The organism is Arthrobacter sp. Hb9-2, from assembly GCF_059091165.1.
This window is the reverse complement of sequence record NZ_JBNHGJ010000001.1, coordinates 339,681-355,039: the sequence shown is the minus strand read 5'-3', so window position 1 is coordinate 355,039 and position 15,359 is coordinate 339,681. Positions and strand designations below refer to the sequence as shown.

Below are 15,359 nucleotides of genomic sequence, written 5' to 3'. Positions count from 1 at the left end.
GTCGCCCGCCGAGGGGCGCGCGGCCGTAGCGGAAGCCCTGCAGCGGGGAGGCCTGGGCGTCCTTGACTGGTCGACGGCGGCAGATGCGTTGCGCCGCCGTCTCGCCTTCCTGCACCGCGGGCTGGGTGCGCCGTGGCCGGACGTTTCGGACCAGGCACTGCTGTCGCGGCTGGGGGACTGGCTGGGACCGGAGCTGGAAGCCCTCGCCGGCGGAGCGGCTGCACGCTCCATAACCCTCGGCGACCCGTTGCGCCGGTTGCTGCCCTGGCCCGAGGCGGCCAGACTGGATGACCTCGCCCCGGAGTGGCTCGAGGTGCCCAGCGGGTCGCGGGTCCGGATCGATTACCCGGACGTTGCGGACCACACTGCCCGGCCCGTGGTGGCCGTCAAGCTGCAGGAGTGCTTTGGGTGGGCAGAGACACCGCGACTGCTCGGTGGCCGCGTACCCGTCCTCTTCCACCTGCTCTCACCGGCCCGGCGACCGCTTGCCGTAACGGACGACCTGACGTCGTTCTGGTCCGGCCCGTACGCGCAGGTCCGGGCCGAAATGCGCGGCCGATACCCCAAGCATCCCTGGCCGGAGGATCCTTGGACGGCCCCGGCCACCGCACACGTTAAGCGGAGGAAGTAGCCGCTCAACCGGCGGATTCCGGCACCAGGAAGTTCAGCGTGAGATCTCTGATACACAGTTGAAACCTGGCGTCGATGGACTGAAACATCCCGTGGATAGGCTCGTTTCCACCTGGACGGCGTTGTCCACACCCTCACAATAAGGACGTGCAGATGTTTCTCCTCACCAGCCTCAACCTCTTGCTCGACGGCCAGCGGAACGATGACAGCCGATTCCACGGTGGCAGCGATGGACACTCCGAATTTCCCCACGGTCAGTTGAGCTCTGCCGCCTGGGAAGGGTGGTGGCAGGACGACGCCGTGTAGCTGCTGTCCCCCCGGCGGCTATGGAGCATCGTGGGCCGGCTGCTGTGGCTGGAAGTTCGCTGTCAGCAGTGGCCGCGGATAAAGGCAGCCACGGGTTCGGCAAGGGAAGCACCCACCTCGTCCGCCGAACGCTTACGCCCGGCGACGACGAACGAGTGGTCGCCGCCCTCCATCCACTCGAGAACGGCATTGGTCCCGATCCGCGAGACCACGCCCGCCAGGATGTCCGGTGTTGCGAACGTATCCCGGCTTCCCTGCATGAACAACATGGGAGTTGTGAGCCCGTACAGGTGTTCATCCCTCAGTTTGTCCGGTTTGCCGGGCGGATGCAGGGGATAACCCAGGTACACCAGTCCTGCCGCTTCCATCCCCTCGGCCACCGCCATGGATGCCATCCGGCCTCCAAAGGACTTGCCGCACGCCCAGATCGGGCCGGCATCATTATGGGCTGCAGCCTGCTCCGCCGCCGCGGCCATCGCCACACGCCAGGTGGCGACGGCGACGGGCGGCCGGTCAGGAAATTTTCGGCCCGCTTCCCGGTAAGGGAAGTTAAACCGCAACGTTGCTGTCCCCAGCGCATTCAGCGCCGCTGTGAACCCGCGGAGGAAGGGATGCTCCATCCCGGCGCCCGCCCCGTGGGCCACCACAACCGTTGCGGTCGGATCATCCGGGCGGGCGTACACGGCAGAGACATTGACGCCGCCCACTGCGAGGGTCAGGGGCACTTCTAAGGCAGGCATGCCTCCATCATGCCGGACCCGGATTCCCAAATCTCAACGCAGACAGCAGCCGGGGTGTACGTTGTCCCCATGGCGAGCGAACAGACCACCATCACCGTTCCGGGCCCCGACGGCGAGCGCGAGATGCGCATCTCCAGTCCCAGCAGGGTGCTCTGGCCCGACCTGGGACTCACGAAACTCGACCTCGCACGATATTTCGCCGATGTGGGGGAGGCGTTTATCACCGCCAACGGGGACAGGCCGGTGGCGCTGCAGCGGTACAAGGACAACGTTGACGGCGAGATGTTCTTCTCCAAGAACCCGCCCAAGGGCACCCCGGAGTTCATCCGGACGATGAAGGTGGTTTTCCCAAGCGCCCGTTCCCATCCCATGCTGGTCCTGGACGAACCGGCCGCGGCCATCTGGGCGGTCCAGATGAACACTGTCGTTTTCCACCCATGGCCGTCCCGTACCGCGAACACGGACAACCCGGACCAGTTGCGCATCGACCTGGATCCGCAGCCGGGCACCGATTTCGACGACGCTGTCCCGGCGGCGCTGCTGCTGAAGGAGGTCCTGGCCGAGGCTGGGCTTACCTGCTTCATCAAGACCTCCGGAAACAGGGGACTGCACGTGTACGCGCCCATCGAGCCCACCCGCGAGTTCCTTGATGTGCGGCATGCCGTGATTGCTGCGGCCCGGGAAGTGGAGCGCAGGATGCCGGAGAAAGTTACCACCGCCTGGTGGAAGGAAGAACGGGGCAAGAAGATTTTCCTGGACTTCAACCAGGCCAACCGCGACCGCACCATCGCCGGCGCCTACAGCCCCCGGGCGCTGCCGCACGCCTCAGTGTCATGCCCCATCACCTGGGATGAGCTGGAGACCGCGGATCCGAAAAACTTCACCATCCTCACTGTGCCGGACCGGCTTAAGACCGTCGGTGATCCCTGGGCGGGCATGCACAACAACCCGGGAACCATCGACACCCTTCTTGAGTGGTGGGACCGGGACCTCAAGGACGGCCTTGAGGAAATGCCCTTCCCCCCGGACTACCCCAAGATGCCGGGCGAACCGCCGCGGGTGCAGCCCAGCCGGGCCCGAAAGCAGGATTAGCGCCCTACTCGAAACGGGACGGGTCACCCGTCCCGCGGCGGACCACCTCGGGCACGCCGCTGGAGAAGTCCACCACTGTGGTGGGCTCGGCTCCGCAGTCCCCGGCGTCGATCACGGCGTCCACCTGGTGGTCCAGCCGCTCTTTGATTTCCCATCCCTGAGTCATCGGATCCTCCTCGTCCGGCATCAGCAGAGTGCTTGAGAGCAGCGGCTCGCCGAGCTCGGCCAGCAGCGCCTGCACCACACGGTTGTCCGGGATCCTGACTCCCACGGTCTTCTTCTTGGGGTGCAGCAGGCGCCGCGGAACTTCTTTGGTGGCCGGCAGGATAAAGGTGTAGCTCCCCGGAGTCACGGACTTGATGCTGCGGAAAACGTCGTTGCCGATGTTCACGAACTGCCCCAACTGGGCAAAATCCCTGCAGACCAGCGTGAAGTGGTGCTTGTCGTCCAATTTCCGGATGGACCGGATCCGGGCGAGGGCGTCCTTGTTGCCCAACTGTGCCCCCAGCGCATAGCAGGAGTCGGTTGGGTAGGCGATCAACCCGCCGTCGAGCACAATGCGCACTGCCTGGGTGACGGCACGGGGCTGGGGATCCTGCGGGTGAACGTCAAAGTATCTGGCCATGCACCCGAGCCTACGTTCCCCGCCCCGCCGCCGCACGCATTGACGCCAGGGCGTAGCCAAAGCAGCCGGCAGGGCAGATGACCCCCTACCCGCCGACTCCGGATTGGGGCAGGATGTTGTCTGGTTCCATCCCTTTCAGTACAACTCAAGGAGATCCAGCCATGCCCACAACCCTCAACCCGTACCTTGGCTTCCGTGACAATGCCCGGGAAGCAATGAACTTCTATCAGTCTGTTTTCGGCGGTGAGCTGACGCTCAGCACTTTCGGGGAGTTCCAGGCCAGCGAGGACCCGGCCGAGGCGGAAAAGATTATGCATGGCATGCTGACCACCACGCAGGGCCTGGTGCTGATGGGCGCCGACACGCCGAACAGCATGGAGTTCAGTGAAGGCTCCTCCATCTCGATCTCGTTGAGCGGGGATGATGAAACCGAACTGCGCGGTTACTACGAAAAGCTCAGCAGCAACGGCGGCAATGTCACGGTGCCGATGGAGCAGGCGCCGTGGGGCGACGTCTTCGGGATGTGCACGGACCGCTTCGGCGTCGCCTGGCTGGTCAACGTCAACAACCCGGAGGCTGCAGGACAGGCAGCCGGCTGACCAGCCCAGCCGTCCTTCCTTGAGGAGGGGCGCCACGCAGTGCGACGATGTACGCGTGGAGTCCCTCTTTGAGATCCTTGACGATAAATGGTGGCTCGTCTTCCCCGCTTTGGCCTTTGCCGGTCACTGGGCGAACTCGTGGCGCAAGGCCAGCGACCGGCGGCACCAGCGGAAGGTGGAGCTGTACAAGCTCAAGAATCAGGCACGTGAGGCTGAGAAAGCTTCGGCCGCTGAGGTGGAGTCACTGATGGCCGCCCATGACGCCGCCAACAAGCGCTGGCTGGACTACGAACTCGACGTGGGCAAGCTGATCGACTTCCCGCTTATGACCGATGTCCGGGAACCCCTCACAGTGGCGTTCCTTCGAGCCAAACGTGAAGCCGACGGACTGCGGCCGGCGGCAGCGGCGGACATGACCTCACACTCCCGCCTCGCGGCATACCGGAAAGCTGTGGATGGCTTCAGTGTGGCTCTGGACGTCGCCGAGCGCGAAGCCAGGCGGCTCAGGGACAGCAAGTTCACAGGTCCCGAACGGGAACGGCTGGCCACCGCCCGGCAGCTGCTGAAAATCGCGGAAAACCATGCAGCCACCCCGGCGGAACGCCAGGCTGCCTACAAGCGGGCCCGCCGGGAACTCGACGGCCTCATCGTCCTGCCCGACGTGACCGTGGCGGCTCTCGAAGAGAAAATCGCACCGATGCTGGACCCGGGCGCACAGCCCTTCAATTCCCACCACGCCTGATCCGCCGGAAGCAGCCGTGGCCGTTCGAACCCTCTACCTTGACGTCGACGGGGTCATCTGTCCCTTTGGCCCCGAAGGGAGCACCGGCTGGGGAACACCTTGGATCCGTGCTGATGCCGGGCTGCTGCCTGTGGCGTACGCACCTGAACTTGTCAAAGGACTCAACAGCCTGGCTGCCATGCCCGGGCTGCGGTGCGTCTGGCTCACCAGCTGGGAGGACCTGGCGCCCCAATACCTCTGCCCGGCCATCGGCCTGAACGGCGGCCGCTGGCCCTTCCTGACAGCCGACGGGCCCGGAAGCGGACCCGGCTGGTGGAAGCTCCGTGCTCTTCAAGCCCATGTGGAAGAGACTGGACCCGGCGCGGTGGCATGGGTGGATGACCAGCTCGCGTTCGAGGCGGAAGCCCAGGCCTGGGCGGGGATCATGGGCCAGCGTTTGCTCACGCTGTCACCGGACCCCCGGCGGGGAATCTCGCCCGCGGAATTGGACGCCGTCGCCGCCTTCCTCGCGGCGCCGGTGTTTTGACCTCCTGCCGAGGACGCGTACGATCGATAAGGTTTCTCGCCGGTTGCGTTAGCCCATCGTGTTAACAACGCAGGGTCATTCCAAGCGAACAGCTGGTGAATTATGCTGTGCAAGGCAGCCGGGGGAAAGAAACTGCTGAACGTCGACTCTGCAGATTGGGCAACAGGTGGATATCACCTTCATGGTGGCGCTGGTCATCGCACTGGCACTATTTTTCGACTTCACGAACGGCTTCCATGACACAGCGAATGCCATGGCTACGCCCATCGCAACCGGTGCCATCAAGCCGAAGACTGCGGTAACCCTCGCGGCCGTTTTGAATCTGGTGGGCGCCTTCCTGTCTACGGAAGTCGCCAAAACGGTCTCCGGTGGCATCATCCGTGAAGGTTCCGAAGGCGTGCAGATCACGCCGGACATCATCTTCGCCGGTCTTATGGGAGCAATCCTGTGGAACATGATCACGTGGCTGAAGGGCCTGCCGTCGAGTTCCTCGCACGCCCTGTTCGGCGGTCTGATCGGTGCGGCCATTGCCGGCATCGGCTTCAATTCCATCAATCTTGAGGGCCTTATGCAGAAGGTCATCCTGCCTGCGATCTTTGCGCCGCTCATCGCCGGCATCGTTGCCTACATCTGCACCCGCCTCGCCTACGCCCTGACGTCACGGCACGATCCCGAAACCGGCAGCAAGCTCACGCAGAAGCGCGGCGGCTTCCGGACCGGCCAGATCTTCACATCCAGCCTGGTTGCACTTGCCCACGGCACCAACGACGCCCAGAAGACCATGGGCATCATCACCCTGGTCCTGATCGCGGCCGGGACGCAGACCCCGGGGTCCGGCCCGCAGTTCTGGGTGATCGCCGCCTGTGCCTTTGCCATTGCCATCGGCACCTACGCCGGCGGCTGGCGCATCATCCGCACCATGGGCGCCGGGCTCACGGAAGTAAAGCCTGCGCAGGGTTTCGCCGCCGAGACCAGCACGGCGTCGGCCATCCTCGCGTCCTCGCACCTCGGCTTCGCACTCTCAACCACCCAGGTGGCGTCCGGTTCCGTCATCGGCTCCGGCATGGGCCGCAGGGGAACCAGCGTCCGCTGGAACATGGTGGGCAAGATCGCCCTGGGCTGGCTCTTCACCCTTCCCGCAGCCGGCATCGTGGGGGCGCTGACTGCGCTGCTGGTCAAGACCGGCGTAGTAGGGGTCCTGATTGCGGCCGTCGCCGGCACGGCAGCCGTTCTCTTTATGTTCTTCTACTCACGCAAGTCCGCCGTCGGCCACCATAACGCCATTGAGGTGGAGGAAGCCGGCCAGGCCGTGCGCTTTGCCAAGAAGAAGGCGATGGCCCGGGCGCGCGCCAAGGCCAAGGCCCACTCGAAGGCCAATGCCGAAGCAAACACCAATGCTGAAGCCAAGACCAGCGCCGAGCCCAACACCAGCGCCGAGGCCACTACCGAAGCTGAAGCCGAAGCCATTACAACGAAAGATGCGCAACGATGAAATGGTTGGAACTGCTGACCGTGGCAGGGGCCACCCTGGCAGCCGCAGTGACCGTCGTGGTTCTCTACTCGCTGGGCGTTCGGCTGACGGCCATTGCCGGCGACGTGCAGCAGGCTTCACCGGGGGTGAAGCGGTCCCTTGCCTATGTGTGCTTCGGGCTGTGCGGATTGGCCGTGCTGTTTGGCCTGTACCTGATCATCCCGTACTTCTCCGGCTAACGCGCCCGGGGACGCGCGGCAAGAGCTGCCCCCTGGGCCGTTGGCCGGACGGCGGCGGATGGTTAAGCTGGGGCCATGTCCCGGATTCAGTATTTTGTAGCCGCGTCCCTTGACGGTTTTATTGCCACGCCCACAGACGATCTGAGCTGGCTCCTGCAGTTCGATGGTTTTGAGGGCGGCAAGGAAAGCTATGAGACGTTCATGGCCGGCGTCGGCTGCATCGTTATGGGCGGCGGGACGTATGCCTGGCTGATGGAGCATGAACCAGGAAACTGGCCCTATCCTGACACCCCCTGCTACGTCTTTACACGGCATGAGTACACCGCGCCGGACGGGGCGGACATTACGTTTATCCGCGGGAGCGTCAGTGAGTTCATTGCCGACTTCAAGGCAGACGCCGGAGGCAGGAACGTCTGGGTGGTGGGCGGGGGAGACCTCGCGGCGCAGTTTGCCGACGCAGGCCTGCTGGATGAGCTCATCCTCTCCGTCATTCCCGTTGTGCTTGGCGACGGCAAGCGGCTGCTCCCATTGACAGGCCCGACGCCGCCACTTGAGTTGACTGCCTCCCGCGCCATGGGCAGGGGCATCGTTGAGCTGCGTTACCTCCTGAATACAAAGCCCGGGGATTAACGACTATTCGTTATCCCGGATCAAATTGGTGATCCGGGCGGTGGACAGTCGCCGCCCCTGCCCATCCGTCATCACAATCTCGTGTGTGGCAAGAGTCCGGCCAAGGTGGATCGCGGAGCAGGTTCCCGTGACCGTGCCCGACGCGATGGACCGGTGATGGGTGGCGCTGACCTCGATGCCCACCGCGTGGCGTCCTGGCCCGGCATGCATGCCCGCAGAGAATGATCCAAGCGTCTCGGCCAGCACCACGTGGGCGCCGCCGTGCAGGATTCCCGCCACTTGGGTGTTTCCCTCCACCGGCATGGTGGCCACCGTCCGCTCGGGACTCATCTCCAGGAAGCGGATCCCCATCTTAACCACCAACGCGCCTATCCCGAATTGGCCCAGCCAGCCGTGCAGGTGCTCCGGGACGCCGGCGGCAGTGAGCTCGTCGGCGAAGGGGCCGGGCGTGAAATTGTCCATCATGGCAACTAGGCTGGCACCTGTGAGTGAAACAACCAAACCGGCCCCTTTCCCGTCCAAAGTCCTGCAGGAGGACAACGCCCCACAGGGCTCAACCGCCCTTGAGGACGCTGCTGTTCAGGACACGGTTCCGGGCCAGGCCGGCGGATCGGTTTCGGCCACTGCTGCCCCCGTGGTCCCCATCACGGGCCAGCCGCGGCTGCTGGTGCTGGACGGCCACTCCATGGCTTTCCGTGCCTTCTTCGCCCTCCCCGCGGACAAGTTCTCCACGATGAACGGGCAGCACACCAACGCCATCCACGGCTTTACATCAATGCTGATCAACCTCATCAAGGAACAGCAGCCCACCCACATCGCTGTGGCCTTCGACGTCTCGGACGAAACCACCCACCGCAAGTCCCAGTACAGCGAATACAAGGGCGGCCGGAACGAGACGCCCAGGGAGATGAGCGGCCAGATCGACCTCATCGCGCAGGTCATGGAGGCATGGGGCATCAAGACCATCAAGCTGCCGGGCTACGAGGCGGATGACATCCTTGCCACCCTTGCCGCAATGGGTGAGAAGGCAGGATTTGAGGTCCTGCTGGTTTCGGGTGACCGGGACGCGTTCCAGCTCATCACGGACAACGTCTTCGTGCTCTATCCCAAGAAGGGCGTGAGCGACATCCCGCGGATGGACGCTGCTGCCATCGAAGCCAAGTACTTCGTCAGCCCGTCCCGGTACTCTGACCTCGCCGCGCTGGTGGGGGAGACCGCGGACAACCTTCCCGGTGTGCCCGGCGTCGGCCCGAAGACCGCAGCCAAGTGGATCAACCTTTACGGCGGACTCGAAGGTGTCCTCGAGCACCTGGACTCCATCGGCGGGAAGGTGGGCGACGCCCTGCGGGAGAACGTCGAAAACGTGAAACGGAACCGTATGCTCAACCAGCTCCATACGGACTTGGAGCTTCCCGTCACGCTTGATGACTTGTACCAGCCCCGCCCGGACCAGGCCGCGCTGGAGGATTTGTTCGACCAACTTGAGTTCAAGACCATCCGCAGCCGGCTCTTCGCCCTCTACAGTGACGAGGACGCTCCGGCGGCCGAGCGGGAGAGCATCGACGCCCCGGAGTACACCACTCCTGCCACCGCCGCCGAACTGGAAGCGTTCCTGGCCGCGGGCGCGGGGCAGCGCTCCGCGCTGGCTGTGGACCTCATTCCCGGACGGATCGGTGAGGACGCGGCAGCATTGGCCATCGTCCGGGACGATGCCGCTGTTTACATCAACCTGTCCGGCCAGGATGCGGAGACCGAGAACGTGCTTGCCAGCTGGCTGCGCGACCCCGAAGCGCCGAAGGTGATGCACGGATTCAAAGCTGCACTCAAAGCTTTGACCTCCCGGGGGCTGGAGCTGGAGGGCGTGGTGGACGACACCTCGATTTCCGGGTACCTCATCCAGCCCGACCGCCGCTCCTACGAACTCGACGAACTCGCCCAGCACCACCTCAACGTCGGAATTCCTGCCGCCACTGCCAAGGCCGGACAGCTGGAACTCTCGTTCGACGGGGACGATACCGCCGCCGCCGACGCAGTGGTCCAGGCAGCCGCCGTCGTGCAGTCCCTCAGCCGATACTTCGAAACCGAGCTCAATGAGCGCAAGGCGGAGGAGCTGCTTTCCACCCTCGAATTGCCGGTCAGCCGGGTCCTGGCTGACATGGAACTTGCCGGCATCGCCATCGACATGGACCGCATGGACGAACAGCTCGCCGATCTTGCCAGGGTCATCGACCACGCCCAGGAGCAGGCATTCGCGGCCATCGGCCACGAAGTGAACCTGGGGTCGCCCAAACAGCTGCAGACCGTCCTGTTCGACGAACTCCAGCTGCCCAAGACCAAGAAGATCAAGTCCGGCTACACCACCGACGCCGCCTCGCTGAAGAACCTTCTGGAGAAAACCGGGCACGAGTTCCTGGTCCAGCTCATGGCGCACCGTGAGGCATCCAAGCTGCGGCAGATGCTCGAGTCGCTGAAGAAGTCTGTGGCGGAGGACGGCCGCATCCACACCACCTACGCGCAGAACGTAGCGGCCACCGGCCGGATCTCCTCGAACAATCCCAACTTGCAGAACATCCCCATCCGCAGTGAGGAAGGCCGCCGCGTCCGCGGAATCTTCGTGGTCAGCGAGGGCTACGAATGCCTGCTGTCCGCCGACTACTCGCAGATCGAAATGCGGATCATGGCGCACCTGTCCGGCGATGAGGGCCTGATCCAGGCTTACCGCGACGGCGAGGACCTGCACCGGTTCGTGGGCTCCAACATCTTCCACGTGCCCACCAGCGAAGTCACCAGCGCCATGCGCTCCAAGGTGAAGGCCATGTCCTACGGGCTGGCCTACGGACTGACCTCCTTCGGCCTGTCCAAGCAGCTGGAGATCTCCGTGGACGAGGCCCGCACGCTGATGAAGGACTACTTCGACCGGTTCGGCGCCGTCCGCGACTACCTCCGTGGCGTGGTGGACCAGGCAAGGGTGGACGGCTACACCGCCACCATTGAGGGCCGCCGCCGCTATCTGCCGGACCTCACCAGTACCGACCGGCAACTGCGGGAAAACGCTGAACGCATCGCCCTCAACAGCCCCATCCAGGGCTCGGCAGCAGACATCATCAAACGCGCCATGCTCGGCGTCCATGCCGAACTCCGGTCGCAGGGCCTGAAGTCGCGAATGCTCCTGCAGGTCCACGACGAACTGGTCCTTGAAGTCGCCGCGGGGGAGCGGGCAGCGGTGGAGAAACTCGTGACCGAGCAGATGGCCGCCGCGGCGGACCTTACCGTCCCGCTGGAGGTCCAGATCGGTGTTGGTCCCAGCTGGTATGACGCCGGGCACTAGCGCGGCCACGCCCTGTAACTGACGGGGCGGGGCGCGATGGACAACCAGGACGTCCGGACACAGTTCAAGGAACTGTACGCGCCCCGTCCCCGCCGAAGCGTGTCGATGCTGGCCAGAAGCGGGGCGGATTGGTTAGGCTCGGTCCGATGGCTGATCTGAGCGGGAACTATGAGATCCGTCGCTTCGGCGCGGTGTCCAAAGGTAATGACGGCTACGCCGAGGCGGAAACCTGGGCCAGGGCGGTGGCCTTTGGGTTCCACGAGTCCACCCGCACGCCCGAGCATGTTGCGAAGTCCCTTGCCACCTACGAAACGGACGGCCGGGTCCTAACCGGGGTCTACCAAACAGGCCCAGTCGCGCCAAATTCGCTGCCCGCCAACGTGCCGGTGGCCACCTTTGCCACCTTCCGCAAGAGCCTGAACATAGGTTTTGGCCGGACCCTTGAGACCTGGCTGGTCACCTCGGTGACCGTGCGGACCTCGCACCGCCGCCGCGGCCTGCTGCGCCGGATGATGAGCGAGGACCTGCACCTCGCCAAGCAGGACGGGCTCGCGATGGCCGCCCTTACCGCCTCCGAGGGAACCATCTACGGGCGCTTCGGCTACGGTGTCGCCAGCTTCGAGCGGACGGTGAAGGTGGATACCACTGCCCGGTTCAGCCTCGGGCACCACCCCACGGGCAGCGTGGAGGTGGCAGATCCCAAGGCCCTGCTGCAGCTCGCGCCGGAGGTCTTTGACCGGGTCCACCAGCTCACCCCCGGATCCCTCGGCCGGCAGGAATGGTACCGGCAGCTCGCGTCGGGATCACTCAGCCGCGACGGCAAGGAGGACCCCGCCGTCAAGGTTGCCCTGCACTACTCGGCCGACGGAGCCGTGGACGGCTACGTCTCCTACAAGTTCCTCGGCTGGGACACCGAACCGTACACGGTGGAAGTGGTGGACCTGGTGGCCGCCGGCAACGACGCCTACCTGGAGCTCTGGCAGTTCCTGGGCGCCATCGACCTCGTGGAGCGGGTGTCCTGGGACGAGGCACCGGTCGATGACCCGCTGGCATGGGCACTCAGCGATCCCCGCTGCATCGACTCCTCGGACAGCCGGGACATGCTGTGGCTCCGCGTCCTGGACGCCGGCAAGGCATTGGAGGCCAGGCACTACCCGGCGGACGGCCGGCTGGTCTTCGAAGTCCATGACGCCCTGGGCCTCACGGCAGGAACCTTTGCCCTCACTGTGGATGGCGGCAAGGCCGTCGTCGAACGCCTGCCGGAAACCGCGGAAGCGGACCTGGCGCTGGATGTCTCGGCCCTTTCCTCCATCTACCTGGGTGCCGTCTGCCCCGTCACGCTGACGGCAGCAGGGCGGATCCAGGAAAAGACGGCCGGCGCGGCGCTGAAGGCACGGCAGATGTTCGCCGTCGAGCGGGCACCACACTGCCTCACCCATTTCTGACCCGTAACCCTGGAAACAGGAGCGCCGCTTTTGACCCGTGTTGCGGGCAGCGACTAGAATGAACGGGCGTGTGTTACGTGTGCGCAGCTTTGGTTCGCACTTGAACGCCACGCAATCAGGATGACCCGGCAATCCGCCGCGCTCCGCCTCCAGGTCAGTACCCGGAAGTGGTGGTCGCCTGACCAACTAACTATCCACAACGGAGCCCCTACTACATGACCATCACCTCCACCGAGAAGCCCGGTACCCCCGTAGTCGCCATTAACGACATCGGTACCGCTGAGGACTTCCTCGCAGCAGTCGACGCCACCATCAAGTACTTCAACGACGGAGATCTCGTCGAAGGTACCGTCGTCAAGGTCGACCGCGATGAAGTCCTGCTCGACATCGGTTACAAGACCGAAGGTGTCATCCCCTCCCGTGAGCTGTCCATCAAGCACGACGTTGATCCCGGAGACGTCGTCTCCGTTGGCGATCAGGTCGAAGCCCTGGTGCTCACCAAGGAAGACAAAGAAGGCCGCCTGATCCTCTCCAAGAAGCGCGCTCAGTACGAGCGTGCCTGGGGCGACATCGAGAAGGTCAAGGAAGAAGACGGTGTTGTCACCGGTACCGTCATCGAGGTCGTCAAGGGTGGTCTTATCCTCGACATCGGCCTGCGCGGCTTCCTGCCCGCATCCCTCGTCGAGATGCGCCGAGTGCGCGACCTGGCTCCGTACATCGGCCAGCAGATCGAAGCCAAGATCATCGAGCTGGACAAGAACCGCAACAATGTGGTCCTTTCCCGCCGTGCCTGGCTCGAGCAGACCCAGTCCGAGGTCCGCTCCACCTTCCTCAACAAGCTGGAAAAGGGCCAGGTCCGTCCCGGCGTCGTTTCCTCCATCGTCAACTTCGGTGCCTTCGTGGACCTGGGCGGCGTAGACGGCCTGGTTCACGTTTCCGAGCTGTCCTGGAAGCACATCGACCACCCGTCCGAGGTTGTCGAAGTTGGCCAGGAAGTCACCGTCGAGGTTCTCGAGGTCGACCTGGACCGCGAGCGTGTTTCCTTGTCCCTCAAGGCTACGCAGGAAGATCCGTGGCAGACCTTCGCCCGCACCCACGCCCTCGGCCAGGTTGTTCCGGGTAAGGTCACCAAGCTCGTTCCGTTCGGTGCGTTCGTCCGCGTCGAAGACGGCATCGAAGGCCTGGTCCACATCTCCGAGCTGGCCGTGCGCCACGTGGAGCTGGCCGAGCAGGTTGTCTCCGTTGGCGACGAGCTGTTCGTCAAGGTCATCGACATCGACCTCGAGCGCCGCCGCATCTCCCTCTCCCTCAAGCAGGCCAACGAGGGCGTCGACGCCGACAGCACCGAATTCGATCCGGCTCTGTACGGCATGGCCGCAGAGTACGATGAAGAGGGCAACTACAAGTACCCCGAGGGCTTCGATCCCGAGTCCAACGAGTGGCTTGAAGGCTACGAGAACCAGCGCGCCGCCTGGGAGCAGCAGTACGCTGACGCCCAGACCCGCTGGGAAGCCCACAAGAAGCAGGTTGCCCAGCACGCTGCTGACGATGCTGCTGCCGCAACGTCCGGTGACAGCGATTCCGGCACCACCAGCTACTCCTCGGAGCCTGCTGCTGAGTCCAACGCCGGTGCAGGTACGCTTGCATCCGACGAGGCTCTCGCCGCTCTGCGCGAGAAGCTGACAGGCAACTAATTGCCACCGGCCCGGACTTTCCGGGCCAACGCAACAGACCCCCTGCCCACACGGCAGGGGGTCTGTCGCGTTAACGGAACTGACGGGCCCGCCGTGCTTAAGGGGAACCAGGCACTTAAAGTACGACGACGGCGCTTACTGTCCCGTCGTCGTCGGGCGTGAGTACTGCCCCGGCGGAAGCAAGGACGCGCTGGGCGCCGAGGTTTCCCGTGAGGGTCCGGGCGGTAACCTCGGCGATGCCGGCGTTGCGGGCCTCGTGGAGAACCAGGCGCAGGGCGGCGGTTCCGATGCCCCGGGACCGGAAGCTCCTGCCGAGCCAGATGCCGGTGTCGGCAACAGCCACACCGTTGCCGGATTCAACGCGGCGGAGGCGGATGGAGCCGGCAAGGCTGCCGTCGGCGAGAATGCCCCACGTCTTCTCGCCTGCATCCCCGTCCAGGCCGTGGGCGGCGGCGCGGTGATAGCTGAAGAACCACGCCGTGCGCTCCAAGTTCCAGCCCGGGCCGCCCAGCGGGGGCGCCACTTCGTCGGGGGAGGCGTCGCGCTTGGCGAGTTCCAGGAGCTGCTCCAGCACTGTTTCATCCACGTCCACCAGTGCCACGTCAGGGGAAGGGGACATCCACCCACTCCGTTCCTTCGGTTTGGAGGACGGCGCTGCCCGCGGTGAGTGCCTGAAGGCGCTCCGCGGCGGCCAAAATTTCCCCGGCTTCGTCCGGCAGCGCCAGCCGCAGGACAGTGTGCTGCGCGCCGTAGCTGGTTTCCGCCATCACGAAACCAGCACCCCGCAGGTCATTTTCCAGCCGCCCGGCAGCAGCGTGCGGCACTTCCGCAGAGCAGATCCGCAACCTGCTGCGGCGCACCATTGGCGCCAGGGAAAGCGCCGAGGACACTGACTCCGAGTAGGCCCGTACCAGTCCGCCCGCTCCCAGGAGGGTCCCGCCGAAGTAGCGCACGACGACGGCGCTCACGTCGCTGAGGTCGGCCAGCCCGGGCGTCGTTTCCCTTTTGGCCAGGGCCTCAAGCATGGGGATGCCGGCCGTACCGGAAGGCTCGCCGTCGTCGCTGGAGCGTTGGATGTCCCGGTCGGGCCCGAGAAGGAAGGCCGAGCAGTGGTGCCTGGCGTCGTGGAACTCGCGGCGGAGGCCGGCCACCAGGTCCCTCGCGGCTTCCTCGCTGTCCGCCCGGCGCAGCACTGTGATGAACCTGGATCGTTTGATCTCGATCTCATGGCGGAAGTCCGGACCGGACGCCAGGGTGGTGTAGGCGGTCGTCCTGCTGTCTGGCTCTTGCAT

Annotated in this window: 17 protein-coding genes; 12 read left to right on the top strand and 5 right to left on the bottom strand. The window is 64.9% G+C overall.

The window, feature by feature from the left end:
* Window positions 1-631, top strand: a 631-nt coding sequence (locus AC5RV1_RS01715) for an ATP-dependent helicase C-terminal domain-containing protein (protein WP_493993253.1), incomplete at its 5' end; no start/stop codon positions are given.
* Window positions 632-777: 146 nt separating this feature from the next.
* Window positions 778-936 (top strand): hypothetical protein, encoded by a 159-nt coding sequence (locus AC5RV1_RS01710; protein WP_493993261.1) that lies wholly within the window; start codon window positions 778-780, stop codon window positions 934-936.
* Window positions 937-998: 62 nt separating this feature from the next.
* Here the strand turns inward: AC5RV1_RS01710 and AC5RV1_RS01705 are convergent, their stop codons facing one another.
* Complete coding sequence (locus AC5RV1_RS01705; protein WP_493948235.1) at window positions 999-1,676, bottom strand: alpha/beta hydrolase family protein; 678 nt, start codon at window positions 1,674-1,676, stop codon at window positions 999-1,001.
* Between the two features lie 69 nt (window positions 1,677-1,745).
* Here AC5RV1_RS01705 and ligD point away from each other — a divergent pair, with 69 nt between their 5' ends.
* Window positions 1,746-2,768: a non-homologous end-joining DNA ligase gene (ligD, locus tag AC5RV1_RS01700; RefSeq protein ID WP_493993252.1), complete on the top strand. Its 1,023-nt coding sequence runs from the start codon at window positions 1,746-1,748 to the stop codon at window positions 2,766-2,768.
* Window positions 2,769-2,772: 4 nt separating this feature from the next.
* Here ligD and AC5RV1_RS01695 read toward each other — a convergent pair whose 3' ends face one another.
* The gene (locus AC5RV1_RS01695; protein WP_493993251.1) at window positions 2,773-3,393 is read right to left on the bottom strand and encodes an L-threonylcarbamoyladenylate synthase; all 621 of its coding nucleotides are present in this window, start codon (window positions 3,391-3,393) and stop codon (window positions 2,773-2,775) included.
* 161 nt (window positions 3,394-3,554) lie between these two features.
* Between AC5RV1_RS01695 and AC5RV1_RS01690 the strand changes: the two genes are divergently transcribed.
* The 6 genes from AC5RV1_RS01690 to AC5RV1_RS01665 all read left to right on the top strand — a co-directional run bounded on the left by AC5RV1_RS01690 (window position 3,555) and on the right by AC5RV1_RS01665 (window position 7,600).
* Complete coding sequence (locus AC5RV1_RS01690) at window positions 3,555-3,992, top strand: VOC family protein (protein WP_493993250.1); 438 nt, start codon at window positions 3,555-3,557, stop codon at window positions 3,990-3,992.
* Between the two features lie 55 nt (window positions 3,993-4,047).
* Complete coding sequence (locus tag AC5RV1_RS01685) at window positions 4,048-4,734, top strand: hypothetical protein (protein ID WP_493993249.1); 687 nt, start codon at window positions 4,048-4,050, stop codon at window positions 4,732-4,734.
* Window positions 4,735-4,750: 16 nt separating this feature from the next.
* Window positions 4,751-5,260: an HAD domain-containing protein gene (locus AC5RV1_RS01680; RefSeq protein WP_493993248.1), complete on the top strand. Its 510-nt coding sequence runs from the start codon at window positions 4,751-4,753 to the stop codon at window positions 5,258-5,260.
* Between the two features lie 166 nt (window positions 5,261-5,426).
* Window positions 5,427-6,752, top strand: a complete 1,326-nt coding sequence (locus tag AC5RV1_RS01675) for an inorganic phosphate transporter (protein ID WP_493948240.1) — start codon at window positions 5,427-5,429, stop codon at window positions 6,750-6,752.
* Window positions 6,749-6,970: a hypothetical protein gene (locus AC5RV1_RS01670; RefSeq protein WP_256247702.1), complete on the top strand. Its 222-nt coding sequence runs from the start codon at window positions 6,749-6,751 to the stop codon at window positions 6,968-6,970. Before AC5RV1_RS01675 ends, AC5RV1_RS01670 begins: the two co-directional genes overlap by 4 nt.
* Window positions 6,971-7,045: 75 nt before the next feature.
* Window positions 7,046-7,600 (top strand): dihydrofolate reductase family protein, encoded by a 555-nt coding sequence (locus AC5RV1_RS01665; RefSeq protein ID WP_493948241.1) that lies wholly within the window; start codon window positions 7,046-7,048, stop codon window positions 7,598-7,600.
* Between the two features lie 3 nt (window positions 7,601-7,603).
* Here the strand turns inward: AC5RV1_RS01665 and AC5RV1_RS01660 are convergent, their stop codons facing one another.
* On the bottom strand, window positions 7,604-8,065 hold the full coding sequence (locus AC5RV1_RS01660; RefSeq protein WP_493993247.1) for a hotdog fold thioesterase: 462 nt from the start codon (window positions 8,063-8,065) through the stop codon (window positions 7,604-7,606).
* 220 nt (window positions 8,066-8,285) lie between these two features.
* Between AC5RV1_RS01660 and polA the strand changes: the two genes are divergently transcribed.
* The 3 genes from polA to rpsA all read left to right on the top strand — a co-directional run bounded on the left by polA (window position 8,286) and on the right by rpsA (window position 14,067).
* Window positions 8,286-10,928 (top strand): DNA polymerase I, encoded by a 2,643-nt coding sequence (polA, locus tag AC5RV1_RS01655; RefSeq protein ID WP_493993260.1) that lies wholly within the window; start codon window positions 8,286-8,288, stop codon window positions 10,926-10,928.
* A gap of 146 nt (window positions 10,929-11,074) precedes the next feature.
* Window positions 11,075-12,373 (top strand): GNAT family N-acetyltransferase, encoded by a 1,299-nt coding sequence (locus AC5RV1_RS01650; RefSeq protein WP_493993246.1) that lies wholly within the window; start codon window positions 11,075-11,077, stop codon window positions 12,371-12,373.
* 215 nt (window positions 12,374-12,588) lie between these two features.
* Window positions 12,589-14,067 carry a 30S ribosomal protein S1 gene (gene rpsA, locus AC5RV1_RS01645; RefSeq protein ID WP_013600871.1) on the top strand — a complete coding sequence of 493 codons (1,479 nt, stop codon included), beginning with the start codon at window positions 12,589-12,591 and terminating at the stop codon, window positions 14,065-14,067.
* Between the two features lie 115 nt (window positions 14,068-14,182).
* Here rpsA and AC5RV1_RS01640 read toward each other — a convergent pair whose 3' ends face one another.
* Window positions 14,183-14,686: a GNAT family N-acetyltransferase gene (locus tag AC5RV1_RS01640; protein ID WP_493993245.1), complete on the bottom strand. Its 504-nt coding sequence runs from the start codon at window positions 14,684-14,686 to the stop codon at window positions 14,183-14,185.
* On the bottom strand, window positions 14,670-15,359 hold the full coding sequence (locus AC5RV1_RS01635; RefSeq protein WP_493993244.1) for an IMPACT family protein: 690 nt from the start codon (window positions 15,357-15,359) through the stop codon (window positions 14,670-14,672). The genes AC5RV1_RS01640 and AC5RV1_RS01635 overlap by 17 nt, the downstream gene beginning before the upstream one ends.